Consider the following 24,946-nt stretch of genomic DNA (forward strand, 5'->3'; position numbering starts at 1 on the left):
TTCCATCCTTCCCGGGAGTACGGTGCCTGCCATCGGGCGTTTGGCGGATCCCTGCTCCATCAAAAGGCCGGCCATATCAGCCAAAAGGCTGAGGGACGGGACAGTGCGGGAGCCCTAGCATGGAAGGCAGCGTTCCCCACCAGATCCGGATGCCATGCCCGCCACAGACACCAGTACAAACCCCGGCCCCGCGGTACCCCCTGCCGGCGGCAGCCGCCGCCTTGGCATGGATCCGCTGACCCGGGCCGGCCCCCTGGGCAGTATCGGATTGACTGTCCACGCGGGCTTCGCCCTGCTCCTGGTGGCGTCGGCTGTCCGTTACGTCATGCGCCACAGCCCCGCGGACAACCTGGTGGTTCTGGGACTTGCCGCTGCGGCGTGCCTGCTCTACGCCGTCGTAGCCCTGCTGTCCGCACGGGACCGGGCCGGGGTGCCATGGGTCGTCGTCCTCGTGGCTGTGTGGGCGGTGCTGGTGGTGGCAGCGCCAAGCTTCGCGTGGTGTTCCTTCGCCCTGTTCTTCCTGTGCCGCAGCGCCCTGCGAGGTACGACAGCGTACGTCCTGGCTGCTGCCATCACGCTCGCCACCGCCGTCGGACTGTTCCGCCTGGGCAGCGGCACCGACGTGGCGATGCTCCTGGGACCGCTGGCGGTAGGCACGATGCTGACGCTCATCTACGACCGCATACAGCGTGACGCCGAAGAACAGCGCCGCCTGCATGCGGAAGTCAGCAGCGCGCAGGGGCAGCTGGCGGCCAGTGAACGGCGGGCCGGCACCATCGGGGAACGCGAGCGGGTCTCCCGGGAAATCCACGACACCGTCACACAGGGCCTGGCGAGCAGCCTGCTCCTGCTCGAAGCCGCGGACCGGGCGTGGCCGGATACTGCAGCACGCGATGATGTCCGCCAGGCCACGGGCCTGCTCCGTGCCAGCCTGTCGGAGACCCGCAGCCTGGTCCACGAACTGGCGTCCCCCGGGCTGGATGCCGCACCCCTACCCGAGGCGGTGCTGCTTGCCGCACGGCAGTACGTGCCCGAAACCCGCCTCATGGTGACCGGTGAGCCGCGTACCGTGTCCCCGGAAGTCCGGCATGCCCTGCTCCGCGTGGCGCAGAGCGCGGCTTCCAATATCCGGCTGCACGCCTCGGCGTCGGTGGCCACCGTGACGCTGGGTTTCCTTCCGGACGCCGTCACCTTGGACATTTACGACGACGGCGCCGGCTTTGATCCGGCGGCGGCAGCACCGCCGTCGGACGCCGGCGGGTACGGACTGCGGGCCATGCGGCAGCGGGTGGAGCAGCTGGGCGGCCTGTTTTCGGTGGAGAGCGCGTCAGGGGAAGGGACTGTCGTGGCGGCGCAACTGCCCCTGGAGGCGGAGACATGAGCCCCGTCACCGTGCTCCTCGTTGACGACCATCTGGTGGTCCGGAGCGGATTGCGCGCACTGCTGGGCACACAGCCGGACATCGAGGTGGTGGCCGAGGCGTCCTCCGGCGAGGAGGCGCTCCAGCTGGTCCGGCAGCATAGCCCTGCAGTGGTGGTCATGGACCTCGCCATGGGGCCGGGAATGGACGGAATCGAGGCGATCAGGCGGCTTCGGGAAAGCGACGGCAGCCAGGCGGTCCTGGTGTTCACCACGTACGACTCCGACGCCGACATTGTCCGCGCAGTGGATGCCGGCGCCATGGGCTACCTGCTGAAGGACGCTGCCCCGGAGGAGATCTTCACGGCGATCCGGGGCGCTGTCCAGGGCAAGAGCGTCATGAGCCCGCCAGTTGCGTCCAGGCTCTTCCAGCAGCTGCGGAACCCGGACGCCATCCTGACGCCACGGGAAGCGGAGCTGCTCAGCCTGCTGACCGAAGGACTCAGCAACCGCGAGCTCGGGAGGCGGCTGTTCATCTCCGAGGCCACCGTCAAGACCCACCTGGCGCACATCTACGCCAAGCTGGGAGTTGACACCCGGGCCGCCGCGATTGCCACTGCCATACGCCGGGAGGGCATGCGATGACCGTGTTTATGGCGCCTACCCTTGCACAGCGGCCCCGCGCCCCGTACTTTGGGGACAGTGGGGGACGAACTCCTGCGCACTCCGGGATGATTCCTGGGGAGAGAATCAGAGTCACATGAAGGAATGCAGCCATGGCAACAGGCACAGTTAAATGGTTCAACGCCGAAAAGGGTTTTGGCTTCATTGCCCCCGATGACGGGTCCGCTGACGTTTTCGCCCACTACTCGGCAATCGCCACCAGCGGCTACCGCTCATTGGACGAGAACCAGAAGGTCGAATTCGATGTGACCCAGGGCCCGAAGGGTCCGCAGGCAGAGAACATCCGCCCGCTCTAAGTCTTCGGCGGCCTCCGGCCCATGCCGGGACCCCAAAGAGCGGCTCCTCCAACCTTGTTGGAGGGGCCGCTCTTTTTATGTCCCGCGCAGCCCGTCCCACCCGCCGCAAGCTGCTTTTCGGGATAATTGACCTATGACCGGACAGGACCAGGACCCGTGGGAGGAGTTCGACAGGCTTGGGCCCGCCGCACCTGACCGTGTGCCCGGGCAACCCGGCGGTGAACCCCACGGATTCGGCTTCCGCACCGGCGTCCGCAGTGCGCGCGTCGCCGCTGGCTTCGCCATCTACGCCCTGGCCTTGGGAACCATCCTGGCGATGACGGGGTGCATTGTCTTCATCACCCGGCAGCAGTGGCTCCTGGTCGGCCTGATGCTGCTGTTCGAGGCCGGCTTTATTTTCGCGTTCCTCCGGCTGCTGGCACAGGCCCGCAACCGCAGGCCCCACAACCGCCCCGCCCGCTGAACCAAGTCCCTCGGCCTGCCCTTGACCTTGACGCTGCGTCAACCCTTACGCTCAGTGCATGGAAGAAATCCGGGGCGACGGGAGGATCTGGTCCATCCAGGACGTGGCCAGGATCGCCGGCACCACCAGCCGCACGCTGCGGCACTACGACGACATCGGACTGCTGAGACCCACCCGCGTGGGCAGCAACGGCTACCGATATTACGACGGCGCCGCCCTCCTGCAGCTGCAGCGCATCCTCCTCCTCCGGGAGCTGGGCCTGGGATTGCCCGCCATCGCGGAGGTCTTCCAGCGTCAATCGGACCCGGTCGACGCACTCACCCGCCACCTGCGGTGGCTGGAACAGGAACAACGCCGGCTGACGGTCCAGATGGAATCCGTCCGCCACACTATCCAAACGGTAAAGGCAGGAGGCCACCTCATGGCAGAGGACATGTTCGCCGGCTTCGACCACACCCAGTACAAGGACGAGGTCGAGGAACGGTGGGGCAAGGACGCGTACGCAAAGGGCGACGCGTGGTGGCGCGGCATGGATGCGCGGGCGCGGAAGGAATGGCAGTCACGGGCAGCGCAACTGGGCCGGGACTGGATCGAGGCCGCCGGTGCAGGAGTCCCGGCCGATGGACCCCAGGCGCAGGACCTGGCCAGGCGGCACGTCGACTGGCTCCGCTCCATTCCCGGCACCCCGGCTTCCGGAACCGGCGGCGATATCAAGGGATACGTCGTTGGCCTCGCGGACATGTACGTAGCCGATCCCCGGTTTGCTGCCAACTATGGAGGTGATGGGGGCGCCCGCTTCGTGCGGGACGCCCTGCTCAGCTTCGCCGACAAACACCTGTAACCCGGGTCAGGGGAAGGCAGAGATGCCGGTGACAGCGCGGCCCACGAGCAACGAGTTGATCTCGAAGGTGCCCTCATAGGTGTAAAGGATCTCGGCGTCGCCAAACAGCTTGGCCATTCCATAATCGGTGCTGATGCCATTGCCGCCGAGGAGGGACCGGCCCATTGCCACCGAAGCACGGGCCAGGCGCGTGGTGGTGGCCTTGGCCATGGCCGCCTGCGCCATCTCCAGTTTTCCCGACTCCTGGATGCGCGCCAGTTCCACCATCAGCGCGAGCGAGGCCGAGGCATTACCCAACATGTCGGCCAGCTGCTGCTGGACCAGCTGGAAACCGGCAAGCCTGCGGCCGAACTGGCTCCGGGCCAGGGAATAGCCTCGCGCCACGTCGAATGCAGCCAGCTGGATGCCCGCCGCCTGCCAGCCCACCCAGGCGCGGGAGTCCCGGAGCAAGTCGTTTGCAGCCGCGAAGCGGTCCGCCCCGGGCAGCAGGTTGCCAGCGGGAATGCGGACGTCCGACAAAGTGATGTCGGCGTTCTGCATGATCCGCAGGCCGATCTTGCTGGATATTTTGGTGGCCTCGTAGCCCGGCCGGTCCGTCTCCACCAGAAAGCCCTTGATCCCGCCGTCTGCGGTGTCCCGTGCCCAGACCAAGGCAAAGTCGGCAATGGTACCCGCGCCGATCCAGCGCTTGGCGCCGTTGAGCACCCAATGGGCGCCGTCCCGGGTGGCAGTGGTCCCGAGGGCACGGGAAATGTCCGAGCCGTGGTCCGGCTCCGTCAGGGCAAAAGCTCCCAACGTGCTGAAATTCCGCAAGCCCGGCAGCCACCGCCGCTTCTGCTCATCGGATCCCAGCTGGCTGACCATGCCCACGATCAGCTCGTTGTGGATCCCTGCCAGGGCGGACAGGGAGACGTCTGCCCTGGCGAGCTCCACATACATCAGTCCCTTGAACAGGATGGAACTGCCGTCCAGCTGCAGCGCTCCCAGCCCCTGCTTCCCCATTTCGGCCACCAGGTCGAAAGGGAACTCCTCCCGGTTCCAGTACCCCACGGACTGGTCCCGGACGGAGGATTGCAGGAATTGCCGGGTCCGCATGTACCGTTCCCGTTCAGGCGCGGCCAGGAGGTCGGTGACGTGCATCAGGTCGGCATCCTTGAAGGCCAGCCCGCCGGCGGATTCCTGGTAATTCATTGTTGCCGCCTCCGTCAGCGAAGCGCCTTGGCGCGCCTGGCCCGCCGGACGATGAGCAGTGCCAGCGCGACAGCGAGGGCTGCGTACACTGCGTAGTTGAGGAACCGTGAGTATTCCTCGATGAGCCGGTACTGGGTGCCCAGGGCATATCCCAGTCCGATCAATGCGGCGTTCCACAGGCCGCTTCCGGCCAGCGTGAACAGGGTGAAGGTGCCAATCGGCATGGACGCAGCGCCCGCCGGGAGTGAGATCAGGCTCCGCACCCCGGGCAGGAGCCGGCCGAAGAAGATGGAGGACCTGCCGTGGCGGCGGAACCAGGTGGCGGCGTGCTCGAAGTCCTCCCGGTCCACCAAGGGAAGTTTGGACAGCCCCCGGATGGAACGTTCGAGACCGAGTTTGGCCCCCAGCCAGTACAGGAACAGTGCGCCCAGGTAGGCGCCCAGGGTGCTGGTGGCAAAGACGAAGACCAGACTCAGCGACCCCTGCTTGGCCAGGTAGCCCGAAAGGGGCAGAATCACCTCACTCGGGACGGGGGGCACCACGGTTTCCGCCAGCGTGAAGGCCCCCACGCCCCACTCGCCCAGGGTGTCGATGGCCCTTGCCGCCACCCCCACGATCCCGGTCAGGCCCTCGGTGGGGTTCGCCGCACCGGCCATTGATGTCCACATAAGCCCGTCCCATTCCGCTGCTTTCACCGTTCATTGGCCGGTCTGTGTCCACCTTACGGGGCCTGGCGGGCTTCCGTGGCAGGACAGGCTTCCGTGGAAGGGCAGGGGAGCCGCTGCCCTGCGGCTTACCGGTGCTTGAACTCGGGCTCCCGCTTTTCCGTGAAGGCAGCCATGCCTTCCTTCTGGTCCTCGGTGGCGAACAGGGAATGGAAAAGCCTGCGCTCGAACAAGACGCCCTGGGCCAGCCCGGTTTCAAAGGCGGCATTCACGGCTTCCTTGGCTGCCATCGCCACGGGTTTCGACTTGCCGGCAATAACCGCGGCGGCTTTGAGGGCCTCGTCCACCACCGTCTCTGCCGGAACCACCCGGGACACCAGACCGCACCGGTCTGCTTCCTCGGCGCCGATAAACCGGCCGGTGAGGATCAGGTCCATGGCTTTCGCCTTGCCCACGGCCCGTGTGAGCCGCTGGGATCCACCCATGCCCGGGAGCACGCCCAGGTTGATTTCCGGCTGGCCGAACTTGGCGTTGTCACCGGCGATGATGAGGTCGCACATCATGGCCAGTTCGCAGCCGCCGCCGAGGGCAAATCCGGCCACCGCGGCTACAGTGGGTATGCGCAGCCGGGTGAAATCCTCCCAGCCCCGGAACCAGTCCGCAGCGTACATATCCATGTAGCCCTGGTCCGCCATCTCCTTGATGTCGGCTCCCGCGGCGAACGCCTTGCCCGAACCGGTAATCACCACCGCTCCCACCCCGGGATCGGCATCCATGGCGGTAACGGCGGACACCACCTCTTCCATGGTGGCTTTGTTCAGCGCATTCAAGGCTGAGGGGCGGTTCAGTGTCACCAGCCCCACCCTGTCCCGTTGCTCCACCAGGATGTTGGCGTATTCGGTCATTCGGGGCTCCCGTCGTCGTGTGCCAGTGTGGGCGCAGGGCCGGCGTTTGAGGCCTCCCCTGCTGCCGCCGCGGCCTGCTGTCCGGATTTGTTCCGGATATCGGTGATAATCGCGGAAAAATCCCGGCCGGCGCCGCCTTCCGCGGCAAACCTATCGTAGATTTCGGCTGCCAGCGGACCCATCCGCGCGGCTACATGGGTGGTCCGCAGGGCGTTGGCGGCGAGGTTGAGGTCCTTGGCCATGAGCGCCCCCGCGAATCCCGGCTGGTAATCCCGGTTGGCGGGGCTGCCGGGAACGGGTCCCGGCACGGGACAGTTGGTGGTCAAGGCCCAGCACTGGCCCGAGGCGGCCGACGCCACGTCGAACAGGGCCTGGTGGCTCAGGCCCAGTTTTTCGCCGAGCACGAAGGCTTCACTGACCGCAATCATGGAGACGCCCAGGATGAGGTTGTTGCAGACCTTGGCGGCCTGGCCCGCACCGTGTGCACCACAGTGGACCACCCGTTTACCCATTGCTTCCAGGAGCGGCAGGACCTTCTGGAAGTCCTCCGCGTCACCGCCCACCATGAACGTGAGGGTGCCCGCTTCGGCCCCCACCACGCCACCGGAAACGGGGGCATCGACGGAACGGTGGCCGGCCTCCACCGCAAGGTTGGCAGCTTCGCGCGCTTCCTCCACGTTGATGGTGGAGCAATCCAGGAACATCGTCCCGGGAGCGGCAGCCTGCAGCAGCCCCGGCTGGCCATCCCGACCGCTGTAGGCGTCGAGCACCTGCCGGCCGGTCTGGAACATCGTCAGGACGACGTCGGCGCCGGCCGCCGCGTCAAGCGCACCTCCGGCCACCGGCACGCCCCTCTCCCGGGCCGCTTCCACGGCTGCGGGCACAACGTCGAAACCAGTCACCCGATGGCCCGCCCGCACCAGGTTCAGGGCCATGGGCGCACCCATGTGCCCCAGCCCCAGGAAGGCTACTGTCAGCATGTCAGGCATGGCCTGCCTCCTTCTCCAATAGTTCCTGGCCAGGCTGCAGGTCCAGCTCGGCGCCGTCCAGCGGCTGGAAGAACCGGTCCACCTGGGACGGAAGGACCTCCCCCAGCGTGGCTGGTTTCCACGTCGGGTTCCGGTCCTTGTCCACCACCTGCGCCCTGATGCCTTCACGGAAGTCCGGCCCGGCCAGGAAACGCAGCCCTGTGCGGTACTCCTGGGCCAGTGCTTCGTTCAGGGTCAGGTGTTTGGCCCGGCGCAGGGATGCCAGGGTGACCTTGACCGACGTCGGCGACTTGGCTTCGATCGTGTCCGCCGCGTCGGCTGCCTCGCTGCTCCCCGGGCCCTTCCAGGCGCGGAGCCGGCGGACGATGTCTTCGGCGTCGTCGGAGGCGTAGCAGGCGTCGATCCACTCCTGTTGCCCGGCCAGGACCGAGGCGGGAGCCTGCGCCGTGTAACGCGCGACGGCGTCTTCCGGGCTTTGGTCTTCCAGCGCGCCCACCAGCCGGGGCAGTGCCTGGGACGGGACATAGTGGTCCGCGAGGCCCAGGAACAGGGCGTCAGCGGCATCCAGGTGTGCCCCGGTGAGGGCGGCATGGGTTCCGGTTTCCCCGGGTGCGCGTGAGAGCAGGTAGGTTCCGCCGACGTCGGGCGCGAACCCGATGGTGGTTTCCGGCATTCCCGTGCGGGTCCGCTCGGTGACGACGCGGACATCCCCGTGCGCGGAAATCCCCACCCCTCCGCCCAGGACCAGCCCATCCATGAGGGCCACATAGGGCTTGGGATACCGGGCGATCAAGGCGTTGACGCGGTATTCGGTCTGCCAAAAATCCGCCGTCGCGCTCCCGCCGTGCAGCATGTCCTGGTAGATGGCCACGATGTCTCCACCCGCGCAGAGGCCCCGCTCCCCGGCGCCCTGGACCAGGACGGCGGAGACGCCGTCGTCCTGCGCCCATGTGGTGAGCTGCTCCAGGAGCATCCCCACCATCCCGGCGGTGAGGGCGTTGACCGCCTTGGGCCTGTTGAGGGTGCACACTCCAAGCCGGCCACGGCGTTCAAAGAGTACTTCGGTGGTCCCGTTGCTTTGTCCTGCGCCCATCAGCTTCCTTCCGGCATCACGAAGCTCGCTCCGTGGCGTATTCCCGAGGGCCACCGGGTGGTGACCGTCTTGGTCTTGGTGTAGAAACGGAAGGCATCGGCGCCGTGCTGGTTCAGGTCGCCGAAGCCGGATGCCTTCCAGCCGCCAAAGGTGTAGTAGGCCAGCGGCACCGGGATCGGGACGTTGATGCCCACCATGCCCACGTCCACCCGGGTGGCAAAGTCCCGGGCGGCGCCGCCGTCGCGGGTGAAGATCGCCACGCCGTTGCCGAAGGGATTGTCGCTGCAGAGCCGGAGCGCTTCGTCGTAGCCGGCGGCGCGGACCACCACCAGGACAGGTCCGAAGATCTCGTCGCGGTAGATGGCCATGTCCGGGGTGACGTGGTCGAAAAGGGTGGGCCCCAGCCAGAACCCGTCCGCGTGGCCGTCCACTGCCAGGCCCCGGCCGTCCTCCAGGAGGGTGGCTCCCGCCTCCGCACCGGCCTCGATATAGCCCTCGATCCGCTGCTTGGCAGCCGCGGTAACCACTGGGCCGAAGTCCACCCCGGGCTCCAGGCTGGGTCCCACCTTCAGTGCTTTGATCCGCTCCTGGAGCCTGGCCACCAACTGGTCCGCCGTCTCCTGGCCCACGGGCACAGCCACGGAAACAGCCATGCACCGCTCCCCCGCTGACCCGTAGCCGGAGCCGATGAGGGCGTCCGCCGCCTGGTCCAGGTCGGCGTCGGGCATGACGACCATGTGGTTCTTGGCCCCGCCAAAGCACTGCGCCCGCTTTCCGGCGGCGGCCGCTGTGGCGTAGATGTATTCGGCGATGGGCGTGGACCCAACAAAGCCCACTGCTTTGACCCCCGGGTCCACCAGCAGGGCGTCCACCGCTTCCTTGTCCCCGTTGACCACGTTGAATACCCCGTCCGGAACGCCGGCCTCGCTGTACAGTTCGGCCAGCCGCAACGGCACCGACGGGTCCCGTTCGGAGGGCTTGAGGATGAACGCATTGCCGGCCGCGAGCGCCGGCCCCGACTTCCAGAGTGGAATCATGGCCGGGAAGTTAAAAGGCGTGATGCCTGCCACCACGCCCAGCGGCTGGCGCAGCGAATGAATGTCGATTCCCGGGCCGGCATCGCTGGAGAACTCGCCCTTGAGAAGGTGTGGCGCCGCGGCAGAGAACTCCACCACCTCCAGGCCCCGCTGGATGTCGCCCCGGGAGTCCGCGAGCGTCTTTCCGTGTTCGGATGACAACAGCCGGGCAAGATCATCCATGGTGCGGTTCACCAAGTCCACGAACCGCAGCAGGACCCGCGCCCGGCGCTGGGGGTTCATGGCGGCCCACTCCGGCTGGGCCTTCGCCGCCGTGGCAACAGCGTCCGCCACCTCGGTGCCACTGGCCAGCGGCACCCGTGCCTGGACCCGGCCGGTACAGGGATCGAAGACATCTGAGAAGCGGCCGGACGTTCCCTGCACGTGGTGTCCGCCGACATAGTGGGAGAGTTCGCGCATGGCTGGTGCTCCTTTGCATGCCCGGGTGGGTGGTCCAGGTCATTGTGGTTGCGAATATACCCGCCCTGTCCGCCGAAGTCCTCCCCATCCCGGCCCACTTCGGGCGGGGGCTCCGGGAGGCTTTACCCGCCGACCGGCTGCCAAGGTAAGTTAGAAACCGTGAAGATAGCTACGTGGAACGTGAACTCCCTCCGCGCACGCGCCGACCGCGTGGAGGCCTGGCTGCAGCGCAGTGACTGCGATGTCCTGGCCATCCAGGAAACCAAGTGCAAGGACGACAACTTCCCGTGGGAGCTCTTCGAGCGGATGGGATACGAGGTTGCCCACTTCGGCGTGAACCAGTGGAACGGCGTCGCCATCGCCTCCCGCGTTGGGCTTGAGGACGTTGAGCGGACGTTCCTGGACCAGCCTTCCTTTGGCAAAGCGGGGAAGGACCCCGTCCAGGAAGCCCGGGCCATGGCCGCCACCTGCGCCGGCATCCGGATCTGGAGCCTGTACGTCCCCAACGGACGGTCCCTGGATGACGAGCACATGCCCTACAAGCTCAAGTGGCTGGAAAGCCTCAAAACACACGCGCAGGGACTCGTGGCGGAAGACCCGCAGGCGCAGGTGGCGCTGATGGGCGACTGGAACATCGCGCCCTTCGATGAGGACGTCTGGGACATCGACCTTTTCATCGCCAACCGGTCCACGCACGTCAGCCCGCCCGAGCGGGCCGCGTTCCATGCCTTCGAATCCGCCGGCTTCACGGACGTGGTCCGTCCCTACACCCCCGGGCCCGGCGTCTACACCTACTGGGACTACACCCAGTTGCGCTTCCCCAAGAAGGAAGGCATGCGGATCGACTTCGTCCTGGCCTCCCCCGCCCTGGCCGCCCGGGTCACGGGCGCCTCGATCGACCGCGAGGAACGCAAGGGCAAGGGCGCCTCGGACCACGCCCCCGTGCTGGTGGAACTGGCGGACTGATGAAAACGACCTGGACCCATCCAAGGAGACCGTGATGACGGGCAACCTCTACCGGGGCCAGGCCGGCCTGCCTTTTTCCTCCACGCTGCGCGTCTACGAACCCCTGGAAGCCTTCCCGGAGGAGCAGCGCGCCGCGATCCAGGCGGCGGGGGCCCGCGCAGCCTCGCGTGCCGCCGTCGAAAATGCCGAACTGCTGGCCTCGCTGGGACGCATTACCCGCTCCGGTGGAGACCCGTTCCCCACCGGCCGCACCGACCTGGTGCGCGTCACTACCGCCCCGGCCCCCGAAGCTGGAGCGGCCGACGCCGGCGCTGACGCCGGGCAGGTGCTGCTGTACTGTCCCAGCCAGCTGGTCCTGCGCGCCGGGCTGGCAGCCAACGCCCTGATGGAGGGCATCCACGGACCACTGGCGGAACTGCTCATCCCCGAGGAGCAGCGCGACCGGCATCAGGAACGGATCGACCTGGTGAAGGCCCGGGACGGTTCCATCCGCGTCCATACGCGGGCGTCCACCTGGGGAATCCCGTTCAGCTGGTTTTCCCTATTCATGGAATCAGACCGCAAGGACGTGGTGGAGGCCGCCGGGCGGATCCTCACGGTGCGCGTCTGGGCTCCCATCACCGATGCGCTGGAGCGGGCCCGGTATGCGGTGGCGAACCTGGCGCTGGCCGCGCCGGACCTGGACATGCTCGATGACCTGGCGCAGCTGACGGAATGGCTGGAGCTGTTCCACGTGGACTCGATGGTGGAACTGGACTACGGCGCCGTGGCGGACAAGGTCTATCCGGACGAGTCCCCCATGGACATCAGGCTGGGCATCGAGTGCCTTGCCGAGGGCGACATGACCGGGGCCGCGGCCGCATACCGGCGGCTTGCCTCGCGTTGGATTCCCATCCGCCAGCTGGCCCGGGCATCCTGAGCCGCCTGCCTGCAGTTGCCGGTTTAGCCCAGCCGTTTTAGTGCGTCGGAGGTGCTGTGCTGCGGCGGACAATGAGTTCGTGGGGCGCGACGGCGGAATGCACGGCCCCGATTTGGCCGTCCAGTTCGTCAAGGAGCATCTTGGTGGCCAGCTCGGCCTGATCGTCCGGCCGCTGGCCGACTGTGGTCAGTCCCATGGCTTCGGCAAAGTCGTGGTTGTCGATGCCCACCACGGACAGGTCCTCCGGAACCCGGATGCCAAGGCGGTTGGCCTCAAAGATCACACCCATCGCCATCTCATCGGACGCGCAGAAAATCGCGGTCGGCTTTTCCCCCTCCCGCGACCACAGCCGGCGCAGGGCTTCCTGGCCGCTGCGGACGGTGAAGTCGCCCCATTCGTCCCATTCAGGGCGGGTGGGGAGACCGGCTGCAGCCATGACGTCCTTGAAGGCCAGGATCCGCACCCGCGGAACATCGAAGTTCAGGTCGGTCTCGTCATCGCCGTGCAGAAGGGCGATCTTCTTATGGCCGAGGTCGATCAGGTGCCGCACCGCGGTTGAGGCGGCTGCGTAATCGTCGATGCCGATGTACGAGCACTCCTCGACGTGGCCGCCGACGACGACGAGGGGGATGTCGATCTTCTGAAGATGGTCCAATTCGTCATGGCTGAGCGCCATGCACAGGACCAGGAGGGCGTCGATCTGCTTATAGACCATGGTCTTGCTGAAGAGCCGCTCCCGGTTGCTGCCGTGGCCGCCGAGGTTGAACAGGGATAGGTTGTAATTGCGGGCATGCAGTTCCCGGTCCGCCCCCTCGATGGCTTTCGAAAAGAACCAACGGCTGACGAACGGCGCCAGCACTCCGATGGTCCTGGTACGTCCGGTGGCAAGGCCGGAGGCAGATGAGGAGGCAACGTAGCCCAGGTTCCCGGCCACCTCGAGGATCTTCTCACGCGTGGCCGGCGACACCCGGGGCAGCCCGCGTACGGCCCGGGACACAGTGGCGGTTGATACTCCGGCGGCTGCCGCCACGTCCTCGATGCTGACGCCGTTATGGCCGCCCCGCTGGGACCTTTCTGTTGTCCGTGCCACCGTGTCCCCTCATCCACTCCTTTGCGGCGCAGGGCCGCAAGCCCCGCGGTACTCCCCAAACCCTGTATCTTCTCATTTCGCGGCTGCGCACCGGTAACTGTGGCACGCGGGCAACTGCGCGCGAAGGGCGCCCTGCAGGCGCCCTCCGCGGGGCACTGTTGACCACCGCGGTCCAGCTACCTGCGGGCGGGAAGTTTCCGCCGGAGCCGCACCATGCCGTACAGCGCCAGCAGCGTGGCCAGCAGTCCCAGCGCCCAGCCGAGGGCTGGCTGGGCCGTCACTTCCATCCAGACAGTAACCACCAGGAGGACAATCGCCCAGAAGCCGAGGAACCCGATGATGATGTCAAAATCCTCGCCGGACCGGACCAGCCGGGTCCGGTTTCCCGCCCCCTTGGCCTGGGGGCGGGAACCGTTGGCCGTCACTTGACTGCACCTGCCGTAAGGCCGGCGACAATCTTGCGCTGGAACACCAGCACCAGGATCACCAAGGGAACGGTGACGATGGAGCCCGCGGCCATAATGGCCGTGTACGGGATCTGGTTGGGCTGTGCGCCGGCGAAGTTCGCAATGGCCACGGTCACCGGCTGCGTCGCGTCGCTGGACAGCTGGCTGGCGATCAGGAACTCATTCCAGGAAGAAATGAACGCCAGGATTGCCGTGGTGAAGATCGCCGGTGCCGCCAGGGGCATAATGACTTTGCGGAATGCCTGCCCCTGCGTGCAGCCGTCCACCCGGGCCGATTCCTCCAATTCCCACGGCATCTCCCGGAAGAATGAGGTCATGGTGTAGACCGTCAGCGGGAGTACGAAGGAAATGTTGGGGATGATCAGGGCCTGGTAGGTGCCCATCCAGCCAATGTTAGTGAACAGCTGGAACAGCGGGGTGATCAGGGCAACGCCGGGGAACATCGAAGCTCCCAGGATGAAGCCGAGCACCAGGAACTTGCCCCGGAAGTTCAGCCGGGCCAAGGCGTAGGCTGCGAACACACCGATCAGCAGGGATACTGCCGTCACGACGGCACCGATGAACACGCTGTTGAGCAGAGCCTGGCCAAACCTGTTGCCAAATGACGTGTCAAAGGCGGTCCTGAAGTTGTCCAGTGTCACGTGGGTGGGCAGGATTGACGTGTCATAGGTGTAGCCCACCTCGCGGAACGCGGTTACCACCATCCAGTAGGCCGGTGCCAGGCACCAGAGCAAGATGATGGCGGCGCTGAGGTAGGTCCTCCCCTGCGCCCACTTTTCCCGGTTCTGGGCGGCCTTGCGACCCTTGTCCTGGCGGGCACGAAGCGCTGTGGCGTCAGCCGTTGCCGCGGTCATTTCTTCCCCTTTCCTGTGGCGCCGCTCTGTTCAACCACGTTCGCCCCAAGGAAGCGGACAAAGATGAACGCGACGAGGAAGATGATGATGAAGGTGATGGTGGACAGCGCGGCCGCCGAGTTGAATCCCTGCCGGATCTGGTTGATCACCAGGATGGACAACGTGGTGGTGTTGTTCGCGCCGCCCGTCAGGATGTACGGCAGGTCGAACATGCGCAGCGCATCCAGGGTGCGGAAGAGGACTGCCACCATCAGTGCCGGCTTGACCAGCGGAAGCGTAATCAGGCGGAACCGCTGCCAGGCCGTGGTGCCGTCCACCTTGGCCGCTTCGTAGACTTCCGCGGGGATCATCTGCAGACCTGCGAGGATCAGCAGCGCCATGAAAGGCGTGGTTTTCCAGACGTCGGCGATGATCACAGCCCACTTTGCAGGCCATTCGCTGCCCGTCCAAAGGATGCTGACGTTGAACAGTTTGTTGGCGATGCCTTCGAAGGCGAAGATGAAAAACCACAGCTTTGCGGTCACGGCTGTGGGGATGGCCCAAGGCACCAGCACAGCAGCACGGACCAGACTGCGGCCTCGGAACGTGCGGGCCATGATCATGGCCATCCAGAAGCCCAGGACGGTTTCCAAGGCAACGGTCACCACTGTGAAGAAAAAGGTGGTTGCCGTGGCGGACCAGAACTGGCCTCCCAGAGTGCCAGGCGGACAGGCTACTGTTCCCCCGCCGGGAGCTGAACACTGCTGAGCCAGCCAGTTCACGTAGTTCTGGATACCCGCTGGGCCTCCTGCCGTGAATAGACCGGTGGCGGGATCCAGGCCGGCGTCCTTCTGGAATGACATGACGATGGCGCTGATGATGGGGTAGACGATCACCACGCCCAAGGCGATGATGGTGGGGGCCAGCAGCCAGGATGCCCAGCGCCCCTGGCTTGCAATCCTGTTGTCTTCCCCCACACCCTTGGGCGCGTGATGGACGGGGGTGCCGCCCGACGCCGGTGTTTTCACCGACGTCGGGCCCAGTTCGGTTGCCATGGCAGAACTACGATCCCGCACCGGCGGATTCGATGGACTTCTGCATGTCGGAGAGCGCTGCTTCCACTGACTTTTCTCCCTTGATTGCAGGGTAGGCGTTATCTTGGATTGCCTTGGTGACTGCCGGATAGAAGGGGGTAACCGGACGCGGCACGGCGTTTTCGATAGACGTCTTCAGGACCGGAAGGTAGGGCAGCTTGGCAACGAGTTCCGGGTCCTCGTACAGCTTGCCAAGAACCGGAGCAAGGGAACCCTGCGTAGCGTAGAACTTCTCAGTTTCCTCGGAGGTCATAAACTTCAGGAAGTCCAGGGCCGTGGCCTTGTTCTTGGAGTAAACGCTCACCGCCAGGTTGTGGCCGCCGAGCGACGACGCACCGGGGCCATCCTTGCCCGGCAGGGCCGCCAGTCCAAGCTTGTCCTTTACTTGCGAGGATCCTTCGGTGGTGGCCAGGTTGTAGACGTAAGGCCAGTTGCGCAGGAAAAGGAGCTTCCCATCCTGGAACGCCCGCCGGCTTTCTTCTTCCTTGTACGTGATCGCTTCCTTCGGGATGTTTCCGTCGGCGTAGGCCTTTGCGAGCTTTTCCAGTCCGGTCTTGGCTTCAGGTGTGTTCAAGCTCGGCTTGCCGTCCTTGTCCAGAACTGAACCGCCGAAGGAATTGATTGCCTCGGAAGCATTCACGGTAAGGCCTTCATATTTGGCGTACTGGCCCGCGTAGCACCCGATGTTATTGGCCTGGGCAATGGAGCACATGCCCATCATCTCGTCCCAGGTCTTGGGCGGAGTGGGCACCAGGTCCTTGCGGTAGTAGAGGATACCGCCGTCGGACGTCTGCGGAGCGGCGTACAGGGTGCCCTTGTAGGTTGCGCTGTCCACGGTCGGCTTGAGCATGGCGCTGGTGTCGATCGCCATCTTGTCCTTCAGAGGCTGCAGCCAGCCCTTAGCTGCGAACTCGGCTGTCCAGACAACATCCACGTCGACGACGTCGTAGTCGGACTGCTTGGCCTGGAAATGCTGGACAAGGTCGTCATGCTGTTGGTCTGCCTGGTCGGTTTGTTCCTTGAAGGTGACCTTTTCATTGGGGTGGTCGGCGTTCCACTTCTCCACGAGGGGCCGGACGACGTTGCTGTTGTCTTTGCCCTGGACGTAGGTGATGGGCCCGCGGCCGTCGAGGTTGGCGTCAGCGTCGCTGCCTCCACCGCCGCCGCTGGTGCCCCCTCCGCCTCCGCCGCCGCAGGCGGATAACGTCAGGGCCAGAATGCCGGCAGTGGCAGCCGGAAGCAGGAATCTAGGGGTTTTCATTAGCTTGAAGCTCCTCGCTGAGTGACAAGTAGGTCGACAGTGCGCTTGCTAGGTGAGGTTGATGTGGTGACCATCACACTAGTAAGGTTGCTGTGACGAATGCAAGCGTTTACATCAAAAAGTTATCTGAGGGGAACCAAATGTCCAACCCATCCGTTCCCGCAGCGTCCGGGGCCTCCAGCCCCTGGTGGGCCGACGCCGTTGTCTACCAGATCTACCCCCGCTCCTTCGCAGACGGTAACGGCGACGGGATGGGCGATCTGCGCGGGGTGATGGACCGGCTCCCCTACCTTGAGCAACTGGGAGTCGACGCCATCTGGCTGTCTCCGTTTTATAAGTCGCCGCAGGCCGACGGCGGATACGACGTCGCAGACTACCGCCAGGTGGACCCCCTCTTCGGTTCCCTGGCCGACTTCGATGCGATGTTGCAGGATGCCCACCGCCGCGGCATGAAGGTCATTGTGGACCTGGTGCCGAACCACACTTCCGACGAACATGCCTGGTTCCGGGCAGCCCTCGGTGCACTCCCGGGGAGCCCGGAACGGGACCGCTACATCTTCCGGGAGGGCAAGGACGAAGTCCCGGGCTCCGGGGACGGGAACCGTGCACCCAACAACTGGAAGTCCGTGTTTGGCGGCCCCGCATGGAGCCGCGTGACCGAAGCTGATGGCTCCCCCGGCCAGTGGTACCTCCACCTCTTCGATACCAGGCAGCCGGACCTCAACTGGGAGAACCCCGAAGTCCAGCAGGAGATGCGGGCCGTGCTGCGCTTCTGGCTGGACCGTGGCGCGGATGGGTTCAGGGTGGACGTCGCCCACGGCTTGGTGAAGGAGGCAGGGCTTCCCGACTGGGAAGGGGTAGCCGCGATGGTGGAAGGCACCGCCGGGCCCCGCCCGGACGGCCACCTGCCCGGTGATGCCCCCGGCGCGCACACCGATGCCGAGGAACCGCACCGTGCCGTTTCCCCGATGTATCCCCCCTCGCCGTTCTTCGACCAGGACGGCGTTCACGACATCTACCGGGACTGGCACCGTGTCCTGGACGAATACGGCGGCGACCGGATGATGGTGGCAGAGGCGTGGGTGGAACCGGCCGAGCGCCTGGCCCGGTACATCCGTCTGGACGAGATGCAGCAGGCCTTCAACTTCGACTTCCTGCTGGCAGGCTGGGATGCCCAACGCATGTCCGAAGCCATTGAAGCGTCCCTGGCGGCGGCAGCGTCGGTGGGTGCTCCCAGCACCTGGGTGCTGAGCAACCACGACACCGTCCGGCACGCCTCCCGGTTCGGGCTCAAGGACCCCACCACCTTTCCCAAGGGCATAGCGGCCGACGACGAACAGCCAGATGCGGCCCTGGGCCTGGCACGGGCCCGCGCCGCCACCCTGGTTGCGCTCGCGCTCCCCGGGTCTGCGTACATATACCAGGGCGAAGAACTGGGGCTGCCGGAGCACACCACGCTCCCGGCCGAGGCGAGGCAGGACCCCACCTTCTTCCGCACGCGGGGCGCGGAAACCGGACGGGACGGATGCCGGGTCCCGCTGCCCTGGGCAGAGGACCAGCCCGGATTTGGCTTCTCCATCACGCACGGCGGCCCTGCCGCTGAGCCGTGGCTTCCGCAGCCGGAAAGCTTCGGCCCTCTCGCCGCCGACCAGCAGGACGGCGAGGAAGGCTCAACCCTGGAGCTGTACCGGGCCGCGATCAGGTTCCGGTCAGCCAGGCGTCTGGGCCTGGGATCCCTGGAATGGACGGACGAGCATGCCCCGGACAGCGGCCTGCTGGCATTCCGGAACGGGGACGTCCTTGTGGTGGCCAACATGGGGTTCGCTTCGGCTCCCGTGCCCGAGGGATACTCGGTGGCCCTCTCCAGCGGTCCCGAACCCGCCGAAGACTGGGCAGGGATGCGGGAGGTTCCCGTGGACTGCACTGTCTATCTGCAGCCGAAGTAGCTGGCCGAGCTGCACAGCCGAGTGAGGCCACCGGAGGCTGCACAGCGGAAGTAACCCGCTCAGCGCACGCGCTCGGCCCGGCCGAAGCGGGTCCGGGCACCGGCTCCGATATGGATCAGGACGGGTGTCTCCTTGCCTACGACGGATTCCAGGGCATCCAGGAGCCCGGACACCTCGGCGGCGAGCAGGTGCGGCGCCACCCCCTGCCGCGGCATCAGCCGGACTTTCAGGGCGGGCGAGCCTTTGACTTCGTAAGTGGTGACGGCAGCGCCGGCGAGGTCCGGGCGCCCCTCGAGGGCGTGCTTGAGGGCCTGTTCCGCCACCCCGCCGCCGATCCGGACGTCGCCGGGAACGTCACCTGGATCGTATTCGGCGGCCAGCAGGTTGGATCGGCCCTTGCCCTGCTGGGCCACCCAGGCAACCATCAGCCCGATCAGCACCAGCAGCGCCAGCGCAATGACGATCCACAGCCAACTCTCGCTCCGCCCCGGGAACCGGGTTGAGTTGAAGGCCCGGCTGGCTCCGCTCCACAGCCCACCCGACCAGTCATGCCACCATGGGCCCACCGCCGGTACGGTGGCCAGCAGCACCAACAGGACGCCGGCCGCCAGCAGGATCAGGCCCAAAACAGCGAGCAGGATGCGGTTAAGCAGCGCGGGTGTGCTGTTCATGCCCCGATCACCCCGGACGACGTCACGTTAACCTGGACTTCGGGATCGGGATCGAGCAGCATGTGGTCCAGTTCCTCGCGGACAGCCGCCAGCACCACGTCCTGGTTCACCGGAACGCCGGACGTGGGGCGGACATTCACCAGCACCGTACGCTGGGAGACCACCACCATGACCTGTTCCGGGGTGACGTTGGCCGCCAGCCGCGCCCGGCGGGCCAGCGAGGACGCGATGACTTCATCATCCACGACTACGGCCGGAAGGCCCTCCCCCTCCGCGCCCAGCAACCGGTGGCGGGCACGCCTTCCGGGCAGGATGCCGTTGAGGAGGAAAATCAGTCCGAGCATGGCCAACACCGCGCCGATGGCGGCCAGCAGCAGCGACGGGATACCTGCTGGTAGATCCACGATGCGCTGAGCAGCCACTTGGGGCTCGATCAGCCAGGCCGGCTGGCCCACAGCGTGCACTCCGGCCTCAAGAACCCCGTAGGCGGCCAGCACCATGACCAGGACGGCAGCAGCCGTTGCTACCGCCGCCCGTGACGAGTGGGTTTCGCGGTACAGGATCCGGCGCATGTCCGGCCCCTGGCCTTTCCGGTGACGGGTGTCCGTCGGGCGGTTTTCGACGCTGCTGCTCACTGCACCCTTCCTCCGTGGCTGATCCTTGCCCCGCTGATGCGGATGTCCACCCGGCTCAACCGGGAACCGCTGAGTTCCGAGACGGTTGCCAGGATGCGCGCTTTGGCCGCAACCGTGCGGGCCCAAATGGAACCTCCGGCCGCCGTGACTTTCGACGGATCAAGCTGCACGGACGGCAGCGGCGGGATGCTGATGGGCATGACGAGGGACAAGGCCAGCAGGCCGTCGTCGTCCGACCACTCGGCCCGCACGTCCTGTGGCTCGACGCCAAGTGCCTGGGCAGCGGCCACCTTGGCGAGGCTGGTAAGTGCCTGGGTGCTGATCCGGTTGTGGCCGCTGAACGCCTGCCCCCCGGCAGCCGGCGCGGGCGCGCTCATGAGGACGAGCGCCGGCCTGTGATGGCGTCGAACACGCCGCGCAGGTCCAGCTTCCCTTCCGCAGCGCGGCCCAGGAGGGCGCCGATGGCCATGAAGAGCAACGAAACGAGGAAGCCCCAGAGCCCGAACTGCAGGGACATGAATGCCACGAAGGCCCCCAGCGCGGTGCCGGCCACAGTAAGGTTCACAGCAGCGCCTCCCTTTCGGAAGCACCGGAGGCGGTGGTTTTGACCGGGGGCGGCACGTAGACATCGGTAATTTCGACGTTCACCTCGATGACCTGCAGCCCCACCAGTTCCTCAACGGCACGGTAGACGGCGGCACGGACCTCGTTGGCCAGTGAGTGCAGGGGCGTGCCGTAGCTTGCCACCAGGCTGATGTCCACGGCCACCTGGGTTTCGCCGACCTCGGCGTGGACCCCGGCGGCGTGGTCCGAGCTTCCGACGGCGTCGCGGATCGCTCCCAGCGCACGCGACGGCCCCGAGCCCAGGGAGTAGACGCCGGGAACGGCCCGGGCCGCGATCCCTGCCACCTTGGCGACGGCCGTCTCGGAGATGACGGTGCGGCCCAGGCCAGGCACCGGGTTGCCGGCAGGACGGCGCTTCACCACGGCATCGGGTTGTGGGTTCTGGTATTCCATCAGGCACTCCCCCTTCTGTTGCTTCCACCCTATCCCTAGCCTGCGACAGATGTGCTGGAAACTCAGACGGCGTGGCAACGGGAAGCGCAGCTGCCGCTTTAAAAGGACCCAGGCGGGGAAGCCCCCAAAGGACATCCCCGCCTGGGCGGTGTGTTGCAGCAATCAGTGGCAGCCTACTTGTAGTGGCCTTCGCCGCCGACCCTGACGTTGGTGGGCAGGTAGCCGAACGGGCCGAGGCCGTTCTGGCCGAAGCTGCGGTCAACCTGGGTCACACCGTTTTTGAAGTTGATCTTCACGGTCGGGGACAGCGACCCGCCGCGCACGCCGTTGACGTTGTCGATGAACGACTGCACCAGGCCGCCCGGCTGCACGTAGTGCGAGTAGGCCTGGAACTGGCGTCCGTTCTGCTGGCCCGAGATGGTCCCGCTCGGGTTGTTCGCGGGCAGGTTCAGGTCCGTCGGGGAACCGAGGGCCAGGCCGGAGTTGTTGACGGGCTGGAAGTCGGAGCGGACGCCGTCGCCAACGAAGCCGTAGACGCCGTCGGGGCCGCGCATGCCTGCCGCGTAGGTGAACTGGTGGCTGATCGTGTACAGGTAGTACTTGTTCTTGCCGTTTTCGTTCTGGATGAAGATCTGCGGACGCTCGGTCTGGTCGTTCACGCAGTTGGCGGAGAGGATCGGCGGCAGGAAGGACCATTTGGTCAGGTCCTTGTTGTCAGCCACTGCCAGGCCCACGTTCGCAGTCTGGTAGTGCGCGCCGCTGTTCTGGACGTCGGTGACGCTCTCAGCGTGGGGGTCGCCCGGCCGGTAGCCCAGGTCCTCGCCCTTGCACTGGTAGTCGCCGCGGTTGCCGGCGGTGTTGCCCTCGAAGACCATGAAGGTCTTGCCCGGGTGGGCAGGGTCGGCAAAGGTGTACGGGTCGCGGAACGCGAAGCCCGGGTTCTGCGCCTTGGTCTGGTACATCTTTCCGTCCGGCTCCAGCAGCTTGGTGTGTTCGAAGCCGTCGAAGGTCACACCGTTCTGGTCGGCGTGGATGTTGCCCAGGGCTTTGGCAATGGCTGCGTCCGGGGCGATGCCGCCGCCGCCTGCGTTGCGCTCGGCCACGTCGTAGAAGGTGGTGGCGGTGTAGAAGACGTTGACGTGGTTGCCCTGCATCAGGCGGGTGGAGCCGGACCACTCCGTGTTGCCGATGGAGGTGTTGTCAAGGAACAGGTGTCCGCCGTAGTTCCACTTGTCCTTGGCCGGATCGGCGTTGGTCTTGCGGAAGAAGTAGCCGATCCGGGCATTCCAGTGGCGCTGGTCGAAGCCGTATCCGGCGTGGCGGTCAGCGACGAGGGAGAAGACGACGTCCCAGCCCTTGTAGCTGATCTGGTTGGCGTTCTCGTCCGTCAGGGACCAGGTGTCCCAGACCCAGACGTCGTCGTTCATGGCCGGGAAGTCCTCGGGGATTTCCGGCATGGAGACATCCGGGCTCATCGAGTTCTGGCCCGGCGCGACATTGGGATTGCTCTGCGCCATGATCTGCTTGGCATCAGCGCGGGTCCACTTGGAGGTGAAGTCCGACGCCGGATCGAAGGCCTGCTGCGTGTGTTCGGTGGGGAGCGCGAACCCTGGAGTGGGCGCCGGCAGCTCCTGGCTGGCCGGCGGATCCGCCGGCTCATTGGCCTGGGCGGAGGGGACGGCCAGGAAGGCGGAGGCCGCTACGGCCGCTGCCAGTGCTGCGGCGGCAGGGCGCCACCGCAGCATCCGGTTGTGGGGGTGCTTGTGCATTATTGCTCTTCTCGCGGAGTGGTAACTGTTCGGGGAAGACGGGCGGATGCCCTTGGCCCTCGGCCACTCCGGCGGCCCGACAACACCTCAGGCGGCATCGGGGACGCCGTTGTGTGTCGAGGAAACAGGGCCTGGGTAGGACCCTGGGAACACCCGGGAAGGACAAGCCATCCCGGGCCGCGATCCACGCTAGGCGGCCTCCGGTGGGCATTTCAAACCGTGTTTCGACGGGCAAAACCAGCTACCCGCCAGTAGCATGCAAGCGCTTACGCAAGCCAACACGCGCGCGTGCCACAACGGTTTGGCACGAGTCAAATGTTTCATGGGCGTTCAAATTTTTTAGTCAGCAGGCGATGGATTGTTGCGTTGGCCACTTCCGGATCATGCTGCCGGCGGCGTTGCGGCGCATCATCAGAAGCTTGTTCGCAGGCCCGGACCTTCAAGGTTCTGTCTGGCGGACGGGCTTAGGATTCCGGGTTTGGCCAGGGGGGCCGGCCGCACGCACCATGCCGTCAGCCGCATTGGCGGGGCGCCTTGTCCCACGCCCCGCGATGGAGGGGAAGATTCTGGTTAAAGAAGAAAAGCACCAGTTCCGAAGAACTGATGCTTCCCAGTGGTGGCTCCGACCGGCGTCGATCCGGTGACCTTTCGATTTTCAGTCGAACGCTCTACCAACTGAGCTACAGAGCCTAGGTGACTAGTCACCATGAGAGCCGGAATTGCTTCCAACAATCAGAGCGACCCTGACGGGACTTGAACCCGCGACCTCCGCCGTGACAGGGCGGCGCGCTAACCAACTGCGCTACAGGGCCTTGCGTTTCTTGCTTCAGCAGTATCTCTACCGCTTTTTTCAAGGCTTCCAGCCTACCAGACTTTTTTAGCCTGTTTGACCAGTTCCTTGCGTACCCCCAACGGGATTCGAACCCGTGCCGCCGCCGTGAAAGGGCGGTGTCCTAGGCCGCTAGACGATGGGGGCCAGAACCGTTCGGAACAAAATAAAAGGCGTAAAGCGGGGCTTTGCGTCTTTGTCCTTTGCGTTTCTCCGAACTGGACTCAACAACTATAGGGGCTAACGGGGAATAATCCAAAATCGGCCGAAAACACCGCCGACAGGCCGGCCCGAGGGTGAAGATGGACGGATGGATGCCGTTGCAGCGCTCAATGAGATTGCTTTCTGGCTGGAGCGCGGACGCGCCGCCACGTTCAAGGTCCAGGCCTTCCGGAAGGCGGCGGCGGCCATCAGCGCTCTGTCCCCTGACGAGGTGGCCGAACGCGCCCGGACGGGCCGGTTGAAATCCATGAAGGGCATCGGGGACCGGACGTTCGCGGTGATCCGGCAGGCAGTGGACGGGCAGGTCCCGGACTATCTGGCCGACCTCCGCGAAAAAGGTGCCCAGCCGCTGGCCTCCGGCGGGACCGGCATCAGGGAAGCACTCCGGGGCGACCTGCACAGCCACAGCGAGTGGTCCGACGGCGGCTCCCCCATCGAACTGATGGTGGACGCCGCGGGCGTGCTGGGCCGGGAGTACCTCGCCCTGACCGACCACTCCCCCAACCTCACGATCGCGAACGGCCTGTCCGCCGGGCGGCTTCTTGACCAACTGGACGTGGTGGAATCCCTCAACAGCAACGGCAACCGCACACGGCTCCTGACCGGGATCGAGGTGGACATCCTCGAATCCGGCGAACTCGACCAGGAACCCTACCTGCTGGACCGCCTGGACATCGTGGTGGCCAGCGTCCACTCGAAGCTCCGCGCAGACCGCAAGACCATGACCAAGCGGATGCTGGGCGGCATCACGGACCCGCACACCAACATCCTGGGCCACTGTACGGGGCGCCTGGTGGAGGGCGGCCGCGGAACACGGCCGCCCTCGGAATTCGATGCCGGGGAAGTATTCGCGGCCTGCGCGGAACACAACGTCGCGGTGGAGATCAATTCGAGGCCGGAGCGGCAGGACCCGCCCGATGCGTTGATCCAACTGGCCCTGGAGGCAGGGTGCCTGTTTTCGATCGACAGCGATGCCCACGCACCCGGGCAGCTGGATTTCCTGCAGTACGGCGCCGAACGTGCAGCCCGCAACGGTGTTCCGGCCGAGCGCATCATCACCACCTGGCCCGTGGAAAAGCTGCTCGACTGGGCCTCGGCAAAGTAGGGCACCCGCAGGCAGGGTTGGAGAACCAGGCACTTACGACGTGGCCGATTTCCGCCAGTGGAGGTTTCGGCCGCCGGTTACATTGGCTTCATGCCCTCCTCCGAAGCCCCACGCCAATCATTGACTGCCACGCCTTCCCC

At 66.0% G+C, this 24,946-nt stretch carries 26 protein-coding genes and 3 tRNA genes; 9 read left to right on the forward strand and 20 right to left on the reverse strand.

Features of this window, described 5'->3' with window-relative positions:
- The first annotated feature begins 154 nt into the window (after window positions 1-154).
- The 5 genes from AC2JAJ_RS04960 to AC2JAJ_RS04980 all read left to right on the forward strand — a co-directional run bounded on the left by AC2JAJ_RS04960 (window position 155) and on the right by AC2JAJ_RS04980 (window position 3,643).
- Window positions 155-1,381: a histidine kinase gene (locus AC2JAJ_RS04960; protein WP_501053393.1), complete on the forward strand. Its 1,227-nt coding sequence runs from the start codon at window positions 155-157 to the stop codon at window positions 1,379-1,381.
- On the forward strand, window positions 1,378-2,004 hold the full coding sequence (locus tag AC2JAJ_RS04965) for a response regulator (RefSeq protein ID WP_486416657.1): 627 nt from the start codon (window positions 1,378-1,380) through the stop codon (window positions 2,002-2,004). The genes AC2JAJ_RS04960 and AC2JAJ_RS04965 overlap by 4 nt, the downstream gene beginning before the upstream one ends.
- Window positions 2,005-2,135: 131 nt before the next feature.
- On the forward strand, window positions 2,136-2,339 hold the full coding sequence (locus AC2JAJ_RS04970; protein ID WP_009357211.1) for a cold-shock protein: 204 nt from the start codon (window positions 2,136-2,138) through the stop codon (window positions 2,337-2,339).
- A gap of 133 nt (window positions 2,340-2,472) precedes the next feature.
- Complete coding sequence (locus tag AC2JAJ_RS04975) at window positions 2,473-2,802, forward strand: hypothetical protein (RefSeq protein ID WP_221385403.1); 330 nt, start codon at window positions 2,473-2,475, stop codon at window positions 2,800-2,802.
- A gap of 58 nt (window positions 2,803-2,860) precedes the next feature.
- Window positions 2,861-3,643, forward strand: a complete 783-nt coding sequence (locus tag AC2JAJ_RS04980; protein WP_486416656.1) for a MerR family transcriptional regulator — start codon at window positions 2,861-2,863, stop codon at window positions 3,641-3,643.
- Window positions 3,644-3,649: 6 nt separating this feature from the next.
- Here AC2JAJ_RS04980 and AC2JAJ_RS04985 read toward each other — a convergent pair whose 3' ends face one another.
- The 6 genes from AC2JAJ_RS04985 to AC2JAJ_RS05010 form a co-directional block, all read right to left on the reverse strand.
- Complete coding sequence (locus AC2JAJ_RS04985) at window positions 3,650-4,834, reverse strand: acyl-CoA dehydrogenase family protein (RefSeq protein ID WP_501053394.1); 1,185 nt, start codon at window positions 4,832-4,834, stop codon at window positions 3,650-3,652.
- 14 nt (window positions 4,835-4,848) lie between these two features.
- Window positions 4,849-5,502, reverse strand: a complete 654-nt coding sequence (locus tag AC2JAJ_RS04990; RefSeq protein ID WP_486416654.1) for a DedA family protein — start codon at window positions 5,500-5,502, stop codon at window positions 4,849-4,851.
- A gap of 125 nt (window positions 5,503-5,627) precedes the next feature.
- Window positions 5,628-6,404, reverse strand: a complete 777-nt coding sequence (locus AC2JAJ_RS04995) for an enoyl-CoA hydratase (RefSeq protein WP_486416653.1) — start codon at window positions 6,402-6,404, stop codon at window positions 5,628-5,630.
- Window positions 6,401-7,393, reverse strand: a complete 993-nt coding sequence (gene mmsB / locus AC2JAJ_RS05000) for a 3-hydroxyisobutyrate dehydrogenase (RefSeq protein WP_473695036.1) — start codon at window positions 7,391-7,393, stop codon at window positions 6,401-6,403. The genes AC2JAJ_RS04995 and mmsB overlap by 4 nt, the downstream gene beginning before the upstream one ends.
- Window positions 7,386-8,486, reverse strand: coding sequence for an enoyl-CoA hydratase/isomerase family protein (locus AC2JAJ_RS05005; RefSeq protein ID WP_486416652.1), 1,101 nt, complete (start codon window positions 8,484-8,486; stop codon window positions 7,386-7,388). Before AC2JAJ_RS05005 ends, mmsB begins: the two co-directional genes overlap by 8 nt.
- Window positions 8,486-9,982, reverse strand: a complete 1,497-nt coding sequence (locus AC2JAJ_RS05010; RefSeq protein WP_486416651.1) for a CoA-acylating methylmalonate-semialdehyde dehydrogenase — start codon at window positions 9,980-9,982, stop codon at window positions 8,486-8,488. The genes AC2JAJ_RS05005 and AC2JAJ_RS05010 overlap by 1 nt, the downstream gene beginning before the upstream one ends.
- 159 nt (window positions 9,983-10,141) lie before the next feature.
- Between AC2JAJ_RS05010 and AC2JAJ_RS05015 the strand changes: the two genes are divergently transcribed.
- On the forward strand, window positions 10,142-10,948 hold the full coding sequence (locus AC2JAJ_RS05015; RefSeq protein ID WP_486416650.1) for an exodeoxyribonuclease III: 807 nt from the start codon (window positions 10,142-10,144) through the stop codon (window positions 10,946-10,948).
- Between the two features lie 34 nt (window positions 10,949-10,982).
- Window positions 10,983-11,867 carry a DUF8083 family protein gene (locus tag AC2JAJ_RS05020; protein ID WP_221385394.1) on the forward strand — a complete coding sequence of 295 codons (885 nt, stop codon included), beginning with the start codon at window positions 10,983-10,985 and terminating at the stop codon, window positions 11,865-11,867.
- 37 nt (window positions 11,868-11,904) lie between these two features.
- Here the strand turns inward: AC2JAJ_RS05020 and AC2JAJ_RS05025 are convergent, their stop codons facing one another.
- The 5 genes from AC2JAJ_RS05025 to AC2JAJ_RS05045 all read right to left on the reverse strand — a co-directional run bounded on the left by AC2JAJ_RS05025 (window position 11,905) and on the right by AC2JAJ_RS05045 (window position 16,612).
- Window positions 11,905-12,957: a LacI family DNA-binding transcriptional regulator gene (locus AC2JAJ_RS05025; protein ID WP_486416649.1), complete on the reverse strand. Its 1,053-nt coding sequence runs from the start codon at window positions 12,955-12,957 to the stop codon at window positions 11,905-11,907.
- Between the two features lie 176 nt (window positions 12,958-13,133).
- The gene (locus AC2JAJ_RS05030) at window positions 13,134-13,382 is read right to left on the reverse strand and encodes a hypothetical protein (RefSeq protein WP_486416648.1); all 249 of its coding nucleotides are present in this window, start codon (window positions 13,380-13,382) and stop codon (window positions 13,134-13,136) included.
- Window positions 13,379-14,278 carry a carbohydrate ABC transporter permease gene (locus AC2JAJ_RS05035; protein ID WP_486416647.1) on the reverse strand — a complete coding sequence of 300 codons (900 nt, stop codon included), beginning with the start codon at window positions 14,276-14,278 and terminating at the stop codon, window positions 13,379-13,381. Before AC2JAJ_RS05035 ends, AC2JAJ_RS05030 begins: the two co-directional genes overlap by 4 nt.
- Complete coding sequence (locus AC2JAJ_RS05040) at window positions 14,275-15,312, reverse strand: carbohydrate ABC transporter permease (RefSeq protein ID WP_486416646.1); 1,038 nt, start codon at window positions 15,310-15,312, stop codon at window positions 14,275-14,277. The genes AC2JAJ_RS05035 and AC2JAJ_RS05040 overlap by 4 nt, the downstream gene beginning before the upstream one ends.
- A gap of 7 nt (window positions 15,313-15,319) precedes the next feature.
- Entirely contained in the window at window positions 15,320-16,612 is a 1,293-nt protein-coding gene (locus tag AC2JAJ_RS05045) for an extracellular solute-binding protein (protein ID WP_501053395.1), read from the reverse strand.
- A gap of 140 nt (window positions 16,613-16,752) precedes the next feature.
- On the opposite strand from AC2JAJ_RS05045, the gene AC2JAJ_RS05050 reads away from it, so the two are divergent.
- Window positions 16,753-18,558: a glycoside hydrolase family 13 protein gene (locus tag AC2JAJ_RS05050; protein ID WP_486416645.1), complete on the forward strand. Its 1,806-nt coding sequence runs from the start codon at window positions 16,753-16,755 to the stop codon at window positions 18,556-18,558.
- A gap of 59 nt (window positions 18,559-18,617) precedes the next feature.
- On the opposite strand, the gene AC2JAJ_RS05055 is transcribed toward AC2JAJ_RS05050, so the two are convergent.
- The 9 genes from AC2JAJ_RS05055 to AC2JAJ_RS05095 form a co-directional block, all read right to left on the reverse strand.
- The gene (locus tag AC2JAJ_RS05055; protein ID WP_486416644.1) at window positions 18,618-19,229 is read right to left on the reverse strand and encodes a hypothetical protein; all 612 of its coding nucleotides are present in this window, start codon (window positions 19,227-19,229) and stop codon (window positions 18,618-18,620) included.
- Window positions 19,226-19,864: a hypothetical protein gene (locus AC2JAJ_RS05060; protein ID WP_486416643.1), complete on the reverse strand. Its 639-nt coding sequence runs from the start codon at window positions 19,862-19,864 to the stop codon at window positions 19,226-19,228. Before AC2JAJ_RS05060 ends, AC2JAJ_RS05055 begins: the two co-directional genes overlap by 4 nt.
- Complete coding sequence (locus tag AC2JAJ_RS05065; protein WP_486416642.1) at window positions 19,861-20,241, reverse strand: hypothetical protein; 381 nt, start codon at window positions 20,239-20,241, stop codon at window positions 19,861-19,863. Before AC2JAJ_RS05065 ends, AC2JAJ_RS05060 begins: the two co-directional genes overlap by 4 nt.
- Window positions 20,238-20,429, reverse strand: coding sequence for a hypothetical protein (locus AC2JAJ_RS05070; RefSeq protein ID WP_221385384.1), 192 nt, complete (start codon window positions 20,427-20,429; stop codon window positions 20,238-20,240). Before AC2JAJ_RS05070 ends, AC2JAJ_RS05065 begins: the two co-directional genes overlap by 4 nt.
- Complete coding sequence (locus AC2JAJ_RS05075) at window positions 20,426-20,881, reverse strand: Asp23/Gls24 family envelope stress response protein (protein ID WP_486416641.1); 456 nt, start codon at window positions 20,879-20,881, stop codon at window positions 20,426-20,428. Before AC2JAJ_RS05075 ends, AC2JAJ_RS05070 begins: the two co-directional genes overlap by 4 nt.
- 173 nt (window positions 20,882-21,054) lie before the next feature.
- Entirely contained in the window at window positions 21,055-22,650 is a 1,596-nt protein-coding gene (locus AC2JAJ_RS05080; RefSeq protein ID WP_221385382.1) for a glycoside hydrolase family 68 protein, read from the reverse strand.
- A gap of 614 nt (window positions 22,651-23,264) precedes the next feature.
- Window positions 23,265-23,340, reverse strand: a tRNA-Phe gene (locus AC2JAJ_RS05085).
- Between the two features lie 48 nt (window positions 23,341-23,388).
- Window positions 23,389-23,462, reverse strand: a tRNA-Asp gene (locus AC2JAJ_RS05090).
- 91 nt (window positions 23,463-23,553) lie between these two features.
- Window positions 23,554-23,626 (reverse strand) — tRNA-Glu (locus tag AC2JAJ_RS05095).
- A 163-nt stretch (window positions 23,627-23,789) separates the two neighbouring features.
- Here AC2JAJ_RS05095 and AC2JAJ_RS05100 point away from each other — a divergent pair.
- Complete coding sequence (locus tag AC2JAJ_RS05100; protein ID WP_486416640.1) at window positions 23,790-24,806, forward strand: PHP domain-containing protein; 1,017 nt, start codon at window positions 23,790-23,792, stop codon at window positions 24,804-24,806.
- The last annotated feature ends 140 nt before the right edge of the window (window positions 24,807-24,946 follow it).

The organism is Arthrobacter sp. MOO21, from assembly GCF_057369995.2.

What these genes read in the sequence shown, in the direction of transcription:
- AC2JAJ_RS04960 (WP_501053393.1), top strand. Translation starts at nt 155, where the DNA reads ATGCCCGCCACAGACACCAGTACAAACCCCGGCCCCGCGGTACCCCCT.
- AC2JAJ_RS04965 (WP_486416657.1), top strand. Translation starts at nt 1,378, where the DNA reads ATGAGCCCCGTCACCGTGCTCCTCGTTGACGACCATCTGGTGGTCCGG.
- AC2JAJ_RS04970 (WP_009357211.1), top strand. Translation starts at nt 2,136, where the DNA reads ATGGCAACAGGCACAGTTAAATGGTTCAACGCCGAAAAGGGTTTTGGC.
- AC2JAJ_RS04975 (WP_221385403.1), top strand. Translation starts at nt 2,473, where the DNA reads ATGACCGGACAGGACCAGGACCCGTGGGAGGAGTTCGACAGGCTTGGG.
- AC2JAJ_RS04980 (WP_486416656.1), top strand. Translation starts at nt 2,861, where the DNA reads ATGGAAGAAATCCGGGGCGACGGGAGGATCTGGTCCATCCAGGACGTG.
- AC2JAJ_RS04985 (WP_501053394.1), bottom strand. Translation starts at nt 4,834, where the DNA reads ATGAATTACCAGGAATCCGCCGGCGGGCTGGCCTTCAAGGATGCCGAC.
- AC2JAJ_RS04990 (WP_486416654.1), bottom strand. Translation starts at nt 5,502, where the DNA reads ATGTGGACATCAATGGCCGGTGCGGCGAACCCCACCGAGGGCCTGACC.
- AC2JAJ_RS04995 (WP_486416653.1), bottom strand. Translation starts at nt 6,404, where the DNA reads ATGACCGAATACGCCAACATCCTGGTGGAGCAACGGGACAGGGTGGGG.
- mmsB (WP_473695036.1), bottom strand. Translation starts at nt 7,393, where the DNA reads ATGCCTGACATGCTGACAGTAGCCTTCCTGGGGCTGGGGCACATGGGT.
- AC2JAJ_RS05005 (WP_486416652.1), bottom strand. Translation starts at nt 8,486, where the DNA reads ATGGGCGCAGGACAAAGCAACGGGACCACCGAAGTACTCTTTGAACGC.
- AC2JAJ_RS05010 (WP_486416651.1), bottom strand. Translation starts at nt 9,982, where the DNA reads ATGCGCGAACTCTCCCACTATGTCGGCGGACACCACGTGCAGGGAACG.
- AC2JAJ_RS05020 (WP_221385394.1), top strand. Translation starts at nt 10,983, where the DNA reads ATGACGGGCAACCTCTACCGGGGCCAGGCCGGCCTGCCTTTTTCCTCC.
- AC2JAJ_RS05035 (WP_486416647.1), bottom strand. Translation starts at nt 14,278, where the DNA reads ATGACCGCGGCAACGGCTGACGCCACAGCGCTTCGTGCCCGCCAGGAC.
- AC2JAJ_RS05040 (WP_486416646.1), bottom strand. Translation starts at nt 15,312, where the DNA reads ATGGCAACCGAACTGGGCCCGACGTCGGTGAAAACACCGGCGTCGGGC.
- AC2JAJ_RS05045 (WP_501053395.1), bottom strand. Translation starts at nt 16,612, where the DNA reads ATGAAAACCCCTAGATTCCTGCTTCCGGCTGCCACTGCCGGCATTCTG.
- AC2JAJ_RS05050 (WP_486416645.1), top strand. Translation starts at nt 16,753, where the DNA reads ATGTCCAACCCATCCGTTCCCGCAGCGTCCGGGGCCTCCAGCCCCTGG.
- AC2JAJ_RS05055 (WP_486416644.1), bottom strand. Translation starts at nt 19,229, where the DNA reads ATGAACAGCACACCCGCGCTGCTTAACCGCATCCTGCTCGCTGTTTTG.
- AC2JAJ_RS05065 (WP_486416642.1), bottom strand. Translation starts at nt 20,241, where the DNA reads ATGAGCGCGCCCGCGCCGGCTGCCGGGGGGCAGGCGTTCAGCGGCCAC.
- AC2JAJ_RS05075 (WP_486416641.1), bottom strand. Translation starts at nt 20,881, where the DNA reads ATGGAATACCAGAACCCACAACCCGATGCCGTGGTGAAGCGCCGTCCT.
- AC2JAJ_RS05080 (WP_221385382.1), bottom strand. Translation starts at nt 22,650, where the DNA reads ATGCACAAGCACCCCCACAACCGGATGCTGCGGTGGCGCCCTGCCGCC.
- AC2JAJ_RS05100 (WP_486416640.1), top strand. Translation starts at nt 23,790, where the DNA reads ATGGATGCCGTTGCAGCGCTCAATGAGATTGCTTTCTGGCTGGAGCGC.